Origin of the sequence: Kocuria coralli (assembly GCF_008831305.1) — a bacterium.
Classification (GTDB): domain Bacteria; phylum Actinomycetota; class Actinomycetes; order Actinomycetales; family Micrococcaceae; genus Kocuria; species Kocuria coralli.
In genome coordinates, this window is record NZ_ML708640.1 from 1 (window position 1) to 12,598 (window position 12,598).

Annotated in this window: 14 protein-coding genes; 5 read left to right on the forward strand and 9 right to left on the reverse strand. The window is 67.4% G+C overall.

Annotation, left to right across the window (positions count from 1 at the left end):
- Positions 1-24: 24 nt before the first annotated feature.
- The gene (locus FCK90_RS15020; RefSeq protein ID WP_246180481.1) at positions 25-1,269 is read right to left on the reverse strand and encodes an MFS transporter; all 1,245 of its coding nucleotides are present in this window, start codon (positions 1,267-1,269) and stop codon (positions 25-27) included.
- Between the two features lie 100 nt (positions 1,270-1,369).
- Here FCK90_RS15020 and FCK90_RS15025 point away from each other — a divergent pair, with 100 nt between their 5' ends.
- A complete protein-coding gene (locus FCK90_RS15025) occupies positions 1,370-2,173 on the forward strand; it encodes a PIG-L family deacetylase (RefSeq protein WP_158035117.1) in 804 nt (267 codons plus the stop codon).
- Positions 2,174-2,241: 68 nt separating this feature from the next.
- Here FCK90_RS15025 and mnhG read toward each other — a convergent pair whose 3' ends face one another.
- The 7 genes from mnhG to FCK90_RS15490 form a co-directional block, all read right to left on the reverse strand.
- A complete protein-coding gene (gene mnhG, locus FCK90_RS15030) occupies positions 2,242-2,601 on the reverse strand; it encodes a monovalent cation/H(+) antiporter subunit G (RefSeq protein WP_158035118.1) in 360 nt (119 codons plus the stop codon).
- Positions 2,598-2,855 (reverse strand): MrpF/PhaF family protein, encoded by a 258-nt coding sequence (locus FCK90_RS15035; RefSeq protein ID WP_158035119.1) that lies wholly within the window; start codon positions 2,853-2,855, stop codon positions 2,598-2,600. The genes mnhG and FCK90_RS15035 overlap by 4 nt, the downstream gene beginning before the upstream one ends.
- Positions 2,852-3,208 carry a Na+/H+ antiporter subunit E gene (locus tag FCK90_RS15040; protein ID WP_158035120.1) on the reverse strand — a complete coding sequence of 119 codons (357 nt, stop codon included), beginning with the start codon at positions 3,206-3,208 and terminating at the stop codon, positions 2,852-2,854. The genes FCK90_RS15035 and FCK90_RS15040 overlap by 4 nt, the downstream gene beginning before the upstream one ends.
- On the reverse strand, positions 3,205-4,761 hold the full coding sequence (locus FCK90_RS15045) for a monovalent cation/H+ antiporter subunit D family protein (RefSeq protein ID WP_158035121.1): 1,557 nt from the start codon (positions 4,759-4,761) through the stop codon (positions 3,205-3,207). Before FCK90_RS15045 ends, FCK90_RS15040 begins: the two co-directional genes overlap by 4 nt.
- On the reverse strand, positions 4,758-5,252 hold the full coding sequence (locus FCK90_RS15050) for a sodium:proton antiporter (protein WP_158035122.1): 495 nt from the start codon (positions 5,250-5,252) through the stop codon (positions 4,758-4,760). The genes FCK90_RS15045 and FCK90_RS15050 overlap by 4 nt, the downstream gene beginning before the upstream one ends.
- Entirely contained in the window at positions 5,249-8,110 is a 2,862-nt protein-coding gene (locus FCK90_RS15055; RefSeq protein ID WP_158035123.1) for a DUF4040 family protein, read from the reverse strand. Before FCK90_RS15055 ends, FCK90_RS15050 begins: the two co-directional genes overlap by 4 nt.
- A 146-nt stretch (positions 8,111-8,256) precedes the next feature.
- The gene (locus FCK90_RS15490; protein WP_181954350.1) at positions 8,257-8,394 is read right to left on the reverse strand and encodes a hypothetical protein; all 138 of its coding nucleotides are present in this window, start codon (positions 8,392-8,394) and stop codon (positions 8,257-8,259) included.
- A 183-nt stretch (positions 8,395-8,577) separates the two neighbouring features.
- Between FCK90_RS15490 and FCK90_RS15060 the strand changes: the two genes are divergently transcribed.
- The 4 genes from FCK90_RS15060 (at position 8,578) to FCK90_RS15075 (ending at position 11,979) form a co-directional block, all read left to right on the forward strand.
- Complete coding sequence (locus FCK90_RS15060; protein WP_158035124.1) at positions 8,578-9,873, forward strand: Nramp family divalent metal transporter; 1,296 nt, start codon at positions 8,578-8,580, stop codon at positions 9,871-9,873.
- A 93-nt stretch (positions 9,874-9,966) separates the two neighbouring features.
- The gene (locus tag FCK90_RS15065; protein WP_158035125.1) at positions 9,967-10,512 is read left to right on the forward strand and encodes a TetR/AcrR family transcriptional regulator; all 546 of its coding nucleotides are present in this window, start codon (positions 9,967-9,969) and stop codon (positions 10,510-10,512) included.
- 1 nt (position 10,513) lies between these two features.
- Positions 10,514-11,233 (forward strand): ABC transporter ATP-binding protein, encoded by a 720-nt coding sequence (locus FCK90_RS15070; RefSeq protein WP_158035126.1) that lies wholly within the window; start codon positions 10,514-10,516, stop codon positions 11,231-11,233.
- Entirely contained in the window at positions 11,230-11,979 is a 750-nt protein-coding gene (locus tag FCK90_RS15075; protein WP_158035127.1) for an ABC transporter permease, read from the forward strand. Before FCK90_RS15070 ends, FCK90_RS15075 begins: the two co-directional genes overlap by 4 nt.
- 111 nt (positions 11,980-12,090) lie before the next feature.
- Here the strand turns inward: FCK90_RS15075 and FCK90_RS15080 are convergent.
- A partial coding sequence (locus tag FCK90_RS15080; RefSeq protein ID WP_246180488.1) for a hypothetical protein occupies positions 12,091-12,598 on the reverse strand: 508 nt, incomplete at its 5' end.

The window sequence follows — 12,598 nt, forward strand, 5'->3', positions numbered from 1 at the left end:
TTCAGGAACTAACGACACGCGACACTAGGGGCGTTTTGCCGAGCGCTCCCTGTGGAAGGCGAACAGCAGGATCGCGGCCCCGGTTAGTGCCATGGCCGCACCGGCCAGCGCAGGCGTGCGGTAGCCGAGGCCGGCGGCGATAACCACCCCGCCCATCCAGGCACCCAGGGCGTTGGCCACGTTGAGGGCGGCGTGGTTCATCGCGGCGCCCAGCGTGACGGCGTCGCCGGCCACGTCCATGAGGCGCAGCTGCAGGTTGGTCACCAGGATCGAGCCGATCGCCGTCATCGCGAACAGGACGGGCAGGGCCCACCAGCCGCCGGGGATGACCAGCCAGAAGATCAGCATCACGGCGGCGGAACCGGCGGAGCCCAGCACGAGCGACTTGGCGATCGACCAGCGCGCCAGCTCACCGGCCAGCCAGGTGCCCACGGTCATGCCCAGGCCGAAGGACAGCATGAAGAGGGGCACGGTCGAGGCGGGCAGACCACCGACGTCGGTGACCGTGGTGGCGATATAGGAGTAAACCGCGAACATGCCGCCGAAGCCCACGGCACCGGCGATCATGGTCAGCCACACCTGGCCCCGGCGGAAGAAGTCCCGGGCCTCCGCAAGGGCCTTGACGTCCGGATCGCGGGGCGTGCGCGGGACGAAGACCATCACCAGGATCACCGCGAGCAGGGAGATCGCCGCGGCCAGGAAGTAGGTAGAGCGCCAGCCGAAGGTCTGGCCCATCCACGTGGCTGCCGGGACCCCCACCACGTTGGCCACGGACAGCCCGATCATTACGCCTGCCACGGCCCGGCCGCGGTACTCCGAGGACACCAGGCCGGCCGCCACCAGCGACGCCACACCGAAGTATGCCCCGTGCGGCATGCCATCGAAGAACCTGGCCAGGGTGAAGAACTCGTAGCTGGTGGCCAAGCCGCTCAGGATGTTGAACAGCCCGTAGGCTCCCATCAGGGCCAGCAGCAGGCCCTTGCGCGGTAGCCGGGCACCGAAGATCGAGAGCACCGGAACGCCCACCACCACGCCGAGCGCGTAGGCCGAGATGGAGTGGGCCGCCTGCGGTTCCGGGACGCCCAGGCCTTCGGCGATCTGAGGCAGCACGCCCATGGTCATGAACTCGGTGGTGCCGATCGCGAAGCCGCCCATGGACAGCGCCAGGATGGCGATCACCGCGCGCAGGGTCTGGTTGGACCGCCCGGCGCCCTGAGAAGGTGCGGAGGTGCGGTGTGCGGGAGGGGCGGGGGTGGAACTGCGAACCACGGAGGGATCCGATCACTAGGGTGTGGCGACTGGGAGAAGACAAACGACCCCGGTACGGAGCCTGCGGAACAACACGTGATGTTTCACGGTTGTTCCGCTCATGTCCGTTCTTGTTTTTCTGCATGCCCATCCCGACGACGAGTCCTCGGGTACGTCGGGGACCATGGCCAGGGCCGTGGCCGAGGGTCACCGGGTGGTGGAAGTGATCGCGACCAACGGGGACTACGGTACGCCGCCCAGGACACCCGAGGGCGGGGTGGCGGTGTCCGTCGTCGAGAACCGGAGGCGGGAGGCTGCGGCGGCTGCCGCCGAGATCGGGATTCACCGCGTCGAGTGGTTGGGCTACAAGGACTCCGGGATGACGGGGTGGGAGCACAACAACGGCGATGGCTGCTTCAAGCTCGCGGACCTCGACGAGGCCGCGGCCAAGGTGGCCGCGATCCTCGACGACGAGGGCGCCGATGTGCTGGTGGGCTACGACTGGCACGGTGGCTACGGGCACCCGGACCATGTGAAGGTCCACGGGGTGGCCCACCGCGCGGCCGAACTCGCCGCCAGGCGCCCGCGGCTGCTGGAGAACACCATGAACCGCGATGAACTGCGCCGGCGCTTCGAGGCTGCGGTGGCCGCCGGAGCCGATCCGGAGATCCTGCTCGACCCCGATCACCCCGCCGACGACGGCAACGGGTTCGGGTTGCCGGAGGCCGAGCTGCACTGGGCCGTGGAACTGGATGCGGAGCTGCTCGCGCTCAAGCGCCGTGCCCTGGGCCGCCACGCCTCACAGGAGGATGTGCAGCACATGCTGGCCATGCCCGAGCAGCAGTTCGCGGAGGCGTTCGGAACGGAGCACTACCGCGAGGCCGGGCGTCCCGACGGCCTGCAGAAGGCGTGGCCCTTCGGCTGAGCGGGCGACCACTGACCGTCAGCCGCAGCGCGGTCCCGGCGCGTCGCGCTCGCGGACGTGCTCGTGGCTCAGCTCCGCGGGGCCTCTTCGGGATCCAGGGTCTCGTGCGTCTGCAGGTCGTCGAAGGCGAACTGATCGATGTGCGAGTCCATCAGGTAGGCGGAGCGGGCGATCGCGATGCTGCCCACCGCCGAGGTGATCAGCTGCAGGACGATGATCACGATCACCTTGAGGGCGTCCGGGACGGTGGGCTGATGCAGCAGCGCACCCACGACCACCAGGACGATGCCGATGCCGGCTGCCGTTCCCACGGCCGAGATCCGGGTGTAGACGTCCGGGAAGCGCACCAGGCCCAGAGCGGCCGTGGCGAACACCAGGGCACCGGCCACGATCGTGATGTCGCCGAAGACTGTGATGGCCGTACTCATCGTTTCCCCCTGGTCAGCGCTCGGGCGAAGGACACGGCCCCCAGGAATCCGACCAGGGAGGCGACCAGGACGATGTCGAAGGTGAACGAACTCGTGGTCCGCACCCCGATCAGTGCGAGCAGGCCCACCACGCCGAACAGCAGGAGGTCCGCCGCGGCGGCGCGATCGGCATCCGTGGGGCCCCGGAACATGCGATAGGTCGAGGCGACGCAGGCGACGGTCAGGACGACTAAGCCGATGTCGATGCCGATCATGCCGGGGCCCCTTCCCGGCGGACGGCCTTGAGCATCTCGGTTTCCATGATCGCGAGCTCCTCCCGGGAGGCATCGGCGTTGTCGAAGTACAGGGTGTGCACGAACAGCACGCGGGTGCCGTCCGTCGTCGTGTTCCCGATGACCAGGGTGCCCGGGGTGACCGTGATGAGCGCGGCCAGCAGGGTCAGCTCGCCGTCGTTGCGGCAGCGGGTCGGCATCCGGGTGAGGCCGGGGGTGGAGTTCTGCCCCGGGGTCATGTTGTCCTTGATCACCGCCATGCTGGAGACGACGAGCTCCTTGGCGTACCAGAACACGAACAGGAGCAGTCGCAGCGGCCAGGTCAGCCAGGTCATGAGTTCATCACCGCATTCACGTACGAGCTGGGATCGAGCAGTCCCTGGGCCGCGGTCTGGGACAGCGTCAGGAGCAGTTCGGCACCCAGGCCCAGACCCAGGGTCAGCGCTGCCAGGATCACGCCGGGGGCTGCCAGGCCCACCCCGATGCGGGGCGTGGGCTCAGCCAGCTGGCGGACCTGCTTGCGGGTCAGGGTGCCCAGGTTGGTCCCGGCCGGGAAGCCGGGTTCCGCCTCGGGCTGGTCCTCGGCTGTCCGTCCGCCCCAGAAGATCCCGGACCAGATCTTGAGCATGGACAGGATGGTGAACAGGCTGACCACGATCATCACCACGGCGGCGGCGATCTGATCGGCCTCGATCGAGGCCATGATCAACGACAGCTTGGCCACGAAACCGGAGAACGGCGGAAGCCCCGCCAGGGACAGCGCCGCCACGAAGAAGGCGACGGCGATGACCGGCTCGCGTTTGAGGATTTCCGGGACCCGGCCCAGGGTCCCCGTGCCGTACTTGATCTCGATGGCGCCGGTGGACAGGAACAGGGAGGCCTTCACGATCATGTGGTGCAGCAGGTAGAAGATCCCGGCGGTCAGGCCGAACTCCGTGAACAGGGCGACGCCCAGCAGGATGTAGCCGATCTGGCTGACCATGTGGAAGGCCAGGATCGAGCGGGTGGTGTTCTCGCCGACCGCCCCCAGCACCCCGATGATCATGGTCAGGCTGAACAGCAGGACGCCGATCCACAGGAAGCGGGCATCGCCGTCGAAGATCACCGCATATATACGGTAAATGGCATATATGGCGACCTTGGTGTGCAGGCCGGAGAACAGTGCTGTGATGGCCGGTGAGGTCGACGGGTAGGCCCGTGCGAGCCAGCCGTGCACGGGCACCACGGAGGCCTTGATGCTCAGTGCGAAGAGGACGACGCCCACCGAGATCGCCACGGCGCTGTCCTCCCTGGCCAGGCCCGCCAGCTGGGCGATGTTGACCGTCCCGGCGGTGCCGTAGACGAAGCCCACGCCGCCCAGGAAGATCGTGGAGGTCAGCAGGTTGATGGTCACGTACAGGCGGGCCCCGGCGATCTGCCGGTACGGGGCCTTGGCCCGGGAGGCCAGGACGAACAGCCCGTACGACGGCAGGAGCATGACCTCGACGAACACGAAGAGGTTGAAGAGGTCCGCCGTCAGCAGCGCTCCGTTCACGCCCGCGACCAGGACCAGCAGCAGGGGAGCGAAGTAGCGGGACGTCGCGTGGCCCGAGTACAGCGCGAAGATCGCGCAGGTCACCGACAGGATCCCCGTCACGCTGAGCATGAGAGCCGCGAACATGTCGGCTGCGAACGGGATGGCGATGCCGAAGGGCCACAGGGCCACGCCGTGCGCCATGGGATCCGCGTGGGTGAAATGCGCGACCAGCGCGAGACCGCCGGCCGTGGAGGCCACCAGGTTGGCCAGCAGCAGGCTCACGTGCAGCCTGGGCCGGTCGCCGAGGATGCTGAGCAGGCCGGCCGACAGGAACGGGATGCCGATGAAGAACGGGAGCAGGGCCGCGGTCATCGATCGCCTCCCTCGTTCTCGGCGCCGAGGTCGCTCTGGGCCTCGTTGTCGGACTGGTGGGTTCTGCTCCGGCTCAGGCTTTTCTCCCTGCTCAGGTTGAGGCTCTGCGTGGTGATGTCCTCGGCCTCGATGATTCCCTTGGGGAGGGTCGAGACGTCGAACTCGGGATCGTCGTCGTCGCCCTCGGGTTCCGTGGTGTCGTCGTCATCCTTGCCCGTGACGGCCAGGACGAGCATGAAGATCGTGATGGAGAAGGCGATCACGATGGCGGTCAGCACGAAGGCTTGGGGGAGGGGATCGGCCACGATCCCCGTGTCCCCGGGGGTGCCGAACGGTTCCTCGCGCCGGGACGTGCCGCCCGCGGCGATCAGGATCAGGTTTCCCGCGTGCCCGAGCAGGATGAATCCCAGGATGATCCGCAGCATCTCCCGCTGCAGGAACAGGTAGACGGCACCTGCCACCAGGATCCCGATGGTGATGGCGATGGTCATCGGCTGGTCACCTCGTCCTCGATCGTGCGGTCCATTCTGTCGTCCCCCATGTCGTCCAGGGCCAGGAAGGCGTCGTGCTCCTCGTCCTCGGCGTCGTGGCTCGGATGCGTGGGATCGGAGTGCTCGTCATGGCGGCCCAGCAGGTTGAAGGCGGCGAGCATCACGCCCAGCACGCCCAGGTAGACGCCGACGTCGAACAGCAGCGGGGAGGTGAGCTTGACCCCCAGGACCTCCGTGTGAAGGGGAGTCAGGAACGACCCCTCCAGATAGCCCATGAAGCCGGTCCCGGCGGCCACGAGGAAGCCCGCACCGATCAGCCCGAGGTAGGGCCAGCGGATCCGGGCGGCGGCATCCGACGGGGCGGCCAGGTACAGCAGGGCGAAGCCGGCACCGCCCACGAGCGCCGAGATGAAGCCGCCGCCCGGTTCCTGGTGCCCGCGCAGCAGCAGGTACAGCGACAGCACGATGATCAGCGGCCCCAGCACCCTGGTGGTGACCCGCAGGAACACGGAGTTCTCCAGGGAGTCGTAGATCGGGGTCCCCGTGTCCAGCTTGGCCGAACGGATCGCGGAGGGCGCCCGGGAGCGCAGCAGCGCGGCGATCGCGATACCGGCAACGCCCAGCACCGTGACCTCGCCCAGGGTGTCCAGGGCGCGGAAGTCCACCAGGATCGTGTTGACCAGGTTGGCCCCGCCCGTGGCCTCCTCGCCCTGGGTCATGAAGTACTCGGCCGCCTCGGACATCTCACGGCGCCCGGTGAGCGCCCAGACGCCGATCGTCGTGGCGGTGCCCGCCGCGACGGCCACGAGGCCCGCACCCAGGCGCTTCTTCCTCGACTCGCGGGGGAACTTGTTGGGCAGGCGCCGCAGGACCAGGACCAGCACGCACACGGTCAGGATCTCCACCAGCAGCTGGGTCAGCGCCACGTCGGCCGCGCCCAGGATGAAGTACCAGAGCGTCATGGCGAACCCGATGATGCCCGTGACCACGATCGCCGTGTATCGCGTATGGCTGTAGACGGCCGAGGCCACGCCTGCGGCCACCAGGATCAGCAGCAGCCAGTCCTCGGGACGGGACGGGTTCCCGACGACGGAGGGCAGCTCGCCCACCGTCGAGATCCCGGCCACCGCGATGATCGCCAGGCACACAGCGGGAATGCCGAGGTGCCGGGACGGGGAGGTGCTCCCGGTCCAGTTGCCCACCACGGCACCCAGACGGATGATCCCCTGGCGGGTGCGGTCCACGATCGCCAGCCCGGAGACCGGGATGCCCCGCGGCAGCATGAAGACCTCGACCGGGCGGCGGGCCAGTACCAGCCCCGTTCCTACCGCGATCACGACGGCGGACACGGCCAGCTCCGGGTTGAGGCCGTGCCACAGGGCGAGATGAACGTCCACCGGAGTTCCGGCGGTAGCGGTGGCCGCCGGGGCGACCAGGGAATCCAGCAGGAAGGGCAGGACGCCCAGCACCAGTCCGGATGCGGCGCCCAGGGCGGGAACCGCCCAGAAGGCCGCCGGCGCCTCGTGGGCCTCGCGGGTGCCGGCGCTCGCGGGCTCCTCCTTGCCGGCGAAGGCGCCGAGGACGATGCGGGCGGAGTACGCGAGGGTCAGCGCCGACGTCGTCGCCGTGCCCGCGACGAGCAGGACCGGGAACCATACCGGGCCGTGGACCTCGAGGAAGGCCGCGAACATGCCTTCCTTGCTCACGAAGCCCAGGAGAGGAGGCAGCCCGGCCATGGAGGCCGCGCCCAGCACCAGCGCGGTGAAGGTGACGGGCATCCGCGTCCTCAGGTGCTTGAGCTCGCGCATGTCGCGGGTGCCGGCCTGGTGGTCGATCACGCCGATGAGCATGAACAGGGCCGACTTGAACAGGGCGTGGGCGATGGTGTGGATCACGGCGGCCTTGAGGGAGGCCTCCGTCCCCACGCCGATCATGACCACCAGGAGCCCGAGCTGGCTGATGGTCGAATACGCCAGGAGCTCCTTCAAGTCGAAGCGCCGCAGAGCGCCGGCGGCACCCAGTAGGGCGGTGACCAGGCCGCTGGTGACCAGCAGGACCGTCCAGAGGGTCTCACCGGCGAGCGGGGGAGAGAAGCGCAGGAGCAGGTAGATACCCGCCTTGACCATGGCCGCGGCGTGCAGGTACGCGGAGACCGGGGTGATCGCCACCATGGAGTCCGGCAGCCAGGCCTGGAAGGGGAACTGGGCCGATTTGGTGAACGCCGCACCGGCCAGGAGCACCGCGACGGTGGCGGTGAAGGCGGGGTCGTCACGCCAGATCGAGTCCGTGAGGACGTCGCTGATCTGCGTGGTGCCCGTTCCGATGGCCATCGTGGCCACCGCGGCCAGCAGCAGGAGGCCGCCGGCGGCGGTGACCAGCAGCGTCCGGATGGCGGGTTCGCGGGCGCCCGGGCCTGAACGCCCGATCAGGAAGAACGAGCACAGGGTGGTCGCCTCCCAGGCCACGAACAGCACCACCAGGTCGTCGGTCATGACCAGCACCAGCATGGATGCGGCGAACGCCGTCATCAGCAGGTAGAAGGTGCCGTGCTTGCCGTCCCGCCCGAGGTAGCGGGCCGAGTAGGCCAGGATGAGCCCGCCCATGACCAGCACGAGCAGCGCGAAGACCAGGGAGAGGCCGTCCAGGCGCAGGGCGAAGCTGACGTCCAGGGTGGGCATCCAGGCCACGCGCTGTTCGACGGGCCGGGTGAAGTCACCGCCCGTGGCGGTGACGAGGACCGCTGCTGCCGCGAACAGCGGGATGGCTAGGAACCACCCCGCGTTGCGCCCGGCTGCACGTGTGAGCAGGGGCGCCAACACGCAGGTCACGAGGGATATGACGACGCTGGTCAGGATCAAGAGGCCACCTTGTGCGAATGGGCAAGGAAGGTGCCGGGTCGCACAAGGAGGGTTCCTCGCAAGGAGCATCGGCGGGGGAGTGAATCCCCGGTGCGCAGGTCCTTACGAGGTGGATTCTCGTTGGGCGCCAGACGGAGGTCTGTTAATCAGGCGTCGACGACGGAGGGCGGGCTACCCGCCTGCTGCTCACCCCAAGAGGAGACGTAGCCGTTGGTACCCGGCTGCGGCATCAGCCAGAACACAGGCGAGAAGCCGCCGTGGGGTTCTGCATATGGGTAAGACATCCCGGCCATTATTGCATGCCGCCTGATATACGGCGTCTGGTGTGCAGGGCACGGTCCACAGAGCCCGGTGCACCAGCCTGCACGCGGTCCGCAGGTCCTTGGCTACCGCGAACACCGGCGGCGGCATGCTTTACTTCCACCAATGATCTAACCGCCGAAACACCAGGGTCAGGGGTACATCGAATGAGTAAAAAGGAAGTGCTGGGGCCGTTACCGACGATCGACCCCAACGAAACTCAGAACCGCCTGAACGGCTGGAAGATCGTCGGCCCGGGACTGGTGGTCGCCGCCACCGGCGTCGGCGCTGCTGACCTGGTGGCGACGCTGGCTGCGGGTTCCCGGTACGGCTACGCGCTCCTATGGGCCGTGATCGTCGGCACGATCATGAAGATCGTTCTGGTGGAAGGCGCCGGGCGCTATTCGCTTTCCACGGGCCGCACGATCTTCGAGGGCTGGCGCTCGCTCGGGCGCTGGACCACCTGGTACTTCGGCCCGTACATCATGATCTGGGGCTTCGTATACGGGGCGACGGCGATGTCCTCCTCCGCGCTGCCCCTCGCCGCTCTCTTCCCCTGGCTGCCGCTGTGGGCCTGGGCGATACTCTCGGGCCTGATCGGTTTCACCCTGGTGTGGTTCGGCCGCTACGCGGCGGTCGAGAAGGTCACCGCCGTGCTCGTGGGGATCATGTTCGTCGTCGTCGTGGGCCTGGCCATCCTGGCGCTGCCCAATATCCCGAACATGCTCACCGGACTGGTGCCGATCATTCCGGAGGGCGGCGTGGTCTACACGCTGGCTCTGGCAGGCGGTATCGGCGGCACGATCACGCTGGCGGCCTACGGGTACTGGCTGCGGGAGAAGGGCTGGGCCACCCCGCGCTGGATGCGGGTCATGCAGCTGGACAACACCATGGCATATGTCGTCACCGGCATATTCGTACTGGCCATGCTGGTCGTGGGCGCTGAGGTGCTCTACACCGCGGGTCTGACGGTTTCGGCCAGTGACAGCGGACTGCTCGATCTCGACGACGTCCTGCGTGACCGATACGGAGATGTCATCGGGACCCTGTTCCTGGTGGGGTTCTGGGCGGCGTCGTTCTCATCCGTCGTCGGCGTGTGGTCGGGGGTCTCCCTGATGTTCGCCGATTTCTGGGGGAACATCCGGAACAAGCCGGCAGGGCATCCCGATACCCGTCCGGGCGGCAAGTACACGAAGTTCTACCTGCTCTGGCTGACCTTCCCGCCCATGCTCCTCCTGCTGCTGGGCAGGCCGATCTTCCTGATCCTGCTCTACGGCGTGCTGGGTGCGCTGTTCATGCCGTTCCTGGCGATCACGCTGCTGGGCCTGCTCAACACTGACCGTGTTCCCAGGGTCTGGCGCAACGGCTGGTTCACCAATGTGATCCTGGCTGTCTGCGCGTTGCTGTTCATCGTCCTGGGCGTCTACCAGACCTGGGACACCATCCAGGGCGTGTTCAGCTAGGTGTCCGGCTAGCTTTCCTGGCGCTCTCTCGGCTGAAAGGTGCCCGCTGAGCAGGATCTTGGCACCGCTTTAGTTAGTGACTAACATTAGAGGATGGGCCGTTGGGAGCGGACGCACGAGGCGTTGAGGCAGGCGGCGTTCGAGCTGTTCCCCGAGCACGGGTATAGCGCGACGGGAACCGCGCAGATCGCCAGATGTGCAGGCGTGAGCGAGATGACGTTGTTCCGGCACTTCCCGACCAAAGAAGCCCTCGTGGTGGCCGACTCGTTCGATCCGCTGATGGCGGATGCTGTGCGGCTACGCCCTGCCGAGGAGCCGGCGATGCGTGCCCTGGCCGAGGGCATTAGAAGCGCATGGGCGCAGGTCGGGGACGAGGAGGCGCAGGCGCTGCGCGAGCGATTGCGGATCATCGTTCAAACGCCGGTGCTGCGCGGAGCAATCGAACGGGGCAGCGAGGACACGGCCATCGCCCTCGCGGGTGCCTTGGTAGATCGTGGCGTGAGCGAAACGCAGGCGCGGGTGGCGACAGCCGCCGTGATCGCCGGGCTGAGTACCGCGCTGCTGGATTGGGTGCGGACAGATCAAACCGCGCTGGACGCGGCCTTGGGCTCCGCACTCGATGTGCTGGGCGGCGAATGAAATGCTCGCGTTCGACAATGTCACCCGCCTGTTTCGCGGCGGGGCGGGCGTGACCGATCTGACGTTCACTGTCGAGCCGGGTGAGATCGTCGCGTTGATCGGGCTGAACGGTGCGGGCAAGACAACGCTGATGCGGTTGGCACTCGGAATGCTCCGCGCACAGCACGGCACGGTGCGCCTCCTGGGTCATGCATTGGAAGGCATGCATATGGCTGCCTGGGCACGGGTCGGAACGCTGATCGAGGTGCCGCTTGCCTATCCAGAGCTGACCGTGCGCCAGAATCTCCACATCGCGTGCCTGCTTCACGACTGCAATCCGCGACGTGTGGAGGCCTCTATCAGTGCTTGGGGCCTTGATCTCGTGGCCGATCGCCGGTTCCGCCGCCTTTCGCTGGGCAACCGGCAACGCGTCGGCCTCGCTGCAGCTCTCCAGCACGATCCCCGGTTGATCGTGCTGGATGAACCAAGCAACACGCTCGATCCTGCCTCGGTGATCCTGCTGCGCGAGCAACTGGAACACCGTGCATGCGCGGGAGCGGCGATCCTGATCAGCAGCCACCACCTCGACGAGGTGGCGCGGATCGCAGACCGTGTGCTGCTGATGAACGCGGGCCGGCTGATCGGGGAGCTCGACACCGCCGGCAGCGACCTCGAACGCGCGTTCTTCGAGCGCATTCGGCAGGACGACGAAGACCGGATGGCCACGGAGGTGGCGGGATGAACGCGGTCCGTGTCGAAGGGCTCAAGCTATCGCGCTCCCTCGTCGGACTGATCTCCACGCTGGCCATCGTGCTCGGCATGGTCGGCCTGCTCGGCGGGATCACCGCTGGTGTGGCCGGTGGCAACCCCGACCTGATCGCACAGGCCGGGCCGGCCGCCACACTTGTCTGGAGCGGTCTGCTCTCGGGATCGGCGCAGATCACGGCCGTTGTCACCATCCTCGGATTCGGGATCGTTCTGGCCTGGATCTTCGGGCGTGAGTTCACCGACGGCACCATCACCGGCTTATTCGCGCTACCCATCAGCCGCACCCGCATCGCGCTGGCTAAGCTCGCTGTCTACCTGCTCTGGGCCACGTTCGTCAGCACGGCCATCGTGCTCGGCGTTCTCGTCCTCGGGCTGTCGATCGGCTATGGGCCACCGCATAGCGACTCCTGGGCCGCACTCGGGCGGCTCTGGGTACTGGCGATGCTCTCAGCCGGCATCGCCATTCCGGTCGCATGGATCGCCACCCTCACGCACTCCCTGCTCCCCGCCGTCGGCAGCACGATCGCGCTTGTCGTCCTGGCTCAAGCCGGAGCTCTGGCCGGGGCCGGAGGCTGGATGCCGCTCGCCGCACCCGCGCTCTGGGCTATGTCGGGCAGTACGGCTGTTTCTCTCCTGCAGCTCATGCTCACTGCGGAGTTTGCTGTTGTTTTCGGCGCGCTTGCGTGCCTGTCGTGGTCACGTCTCCAGCTCGCTCGCTGAGGGCCGGGTTCCGCCTCTTTCGTGCCCGGCGATTTCGCGCACGAGTGTTTCGTGTTGTCGCTCTGGCTTCGTCTGCCGCAGGGCAGGCCCGAAGACGCCGTCCGGGCGAGTTCAGCAGCCGATGCCGCTGGGGTTTTCGATGCAGTCGTCGGCGTAGTTGCGCACCTCTGCTCGCCAGACGGTGAGCGGCACGGCTTCGCTGGTGACCACACTGGTGCCGTCGACACGAAGCCAAGGGCCGCCGGCTATGGAGTATTCACCCTCGAATGCGGTGGTCAGGGTGACGTCGACATCACCGGTCTCGGTGTACCGGTGGCTCGTATCTGTGACCAGGTCCCAGTCGTCTTCGGAGAGGGGGTAGCCGGATAGCGGGCTGGGCCCGAAGACGGTGCCGTCTCCGTAGTCCCACGTGTATTCGATCGGGTGGACCCTGACCGTGACGGGATATCCGGCCAGTGTGGTGTCGAACTGCTGTCTTTCGGCTTCGGCATAAACGTTCGTGTTGTAGTTCACGAGGGTCGCGGGCTCGGGCTCCACGACGGACAATGCCGGCGCGATATTCAGTCGTTGCAGGTCCTGGACCGTGAAAACGGGCTCTTCAGAGTTGAGTGTGGGCGCG

What these genes read in the sequence shown, in the direction of transcription:
- FCK90_RS15025 (WP_158035117.1), top strand. Translation starts at nt 1,370, where the DNA reads ATGTCCGTTCTTGTTTTTCTGCATGCCCATCCCGACGACGAGTCCTCG.
- mnhG (WP_158035118.1), bottom strand. Translation starts at nt 2,601, where the DNA reads ATGAGTACGGCCATCACAGTCTTCGGCGACATCACGATCGTGGCCGGT.
- FCK90_RS15035 (WP_158035119.1), bottom strand. Translation starts at nt 2,855, where the DNA reads ATGATCGGCATCGACATCGGCTTAGTCGTCCTGACCGTCGCCTGCGTC.
- FCK90_RS15040 (WP_158035120.1), bottom strand. Translation starts at nt 3,208, where the DNA reads ATGACCTGGCTGACCTGGCCGCTGCGACTGCTCCTGTTCGTGTTCTGG.
- FCK90_RS15045 (WP_158035121.1), bottom strand. Translation starts at nt 4,761, where the DNA reads ATGACCGCGGCCCTGCTCCCGTTCTTCATCGGCATCCCGTTCCTGTCG.
- FCK90_RS15050 (WP_158035122.1), bottom strand. Translation starts at nt 5,252, where the DNA reads ATGACCATCGCCATCACCATCGGGATCCTGGTGGCAGGTGCCGTCTAC.
- FCK90_RS15490 (WP_181954350.1), bottom strand. Translation starts at nt 8,394, where the DNA reads ATGTCTTACCCATATGCAGAACCCCACGGCGGCTTCTCGCCTGTGTTC.
- FCK90_RS15060 (WP_158035124.1), top strand. Translation starts at nt 8,578, where the DNA reads ATGAGTAAAAAGGAAGTGCTGGGGCCGTTACCGACGATCGACCCCAAC.
- FCK90_RS15065 (WP_158035125.1), top strand. Translation starts at nt 9,967, where the DNA reads ATGGGCCGTTGGGAGCGGACGCACGAGGCGTTGAGGCAGGCGGCGTTC.
- FCK90_RS15070 (WP_158035126.1), top strand. Translation starts at nt 10,514, where the DNA reads ATGCTCGCGTTCGACAATGTCACCCGCCTGTTTCGCGGCGGGGCGGGC.
- FCK90_RS15075 (WP_158035127.1), top strand. Translation starts at nt 11,230, where the DNA reads ATGAACGCGGTCCGTGTCGAAGGGCTCAAGCTATCGCGCTCCCTCGTC.